General features: G+C 75.2%; 1 pseudogene. It reads left to right on the top strand.

Annotated elements, in window-relative coordinates:
- A pseudogene (locus JHN63_RS52050) lies at positions 1–427 on the top strand (hypothetical protein); the annotation flags it as partial.

Raw genomic sequence — 427 nt, 5'->3', positions numbered from 1 at the left:
GTGTAGAGGCCCCCCTGCTGCGGGACGTACTGGAAGAACTGGCCGCCACCGCCACCGCCCCGATCCCGTCCGCGTTCGCGCCCACCGCGCAGCAGGCGGCCCTCTACACCGGGGGCGACGCGCAGCCCGGTACCGGCCGGCATGTCGAGCAGCTCGTGTGGGTCTGGCACGGGCCGCTGGACGCCGAACGGTTCGGGGCCGCCTGGCAGTCGGTCTTCGACTGCGAGGCGGTGCTGCGCACGGCGTTCACCGGGGCCGACCCGCCGCAGCTGATCGTGCACGGCCGGGTCACCCCGGACATCACCCGCAAGATCCCCGCCGGCGGCGACTGGGCCCCGTTCCTGGAACGCGACCGGCTGCGCGGCTTCGACCTGCGCTGCCCCGGCCCGCTGCGCCTGACCCTGCTGGAGACGGAACAGGCCCCGCC

Origin of the sequence: Streptomyces sp. MBT65 (genome assembly GCF_016612545.1) — a bacterium.
Lineage (GTDB): Bacteria > Actinomycetota > Actinomycetes > Streptomycetales > Streptomycetaceae > Streptomyces.
Note: the sequence above shows the minus strand (reverse complement) of the source record. Positions and strands in the feature narration are given on the sequence as shown.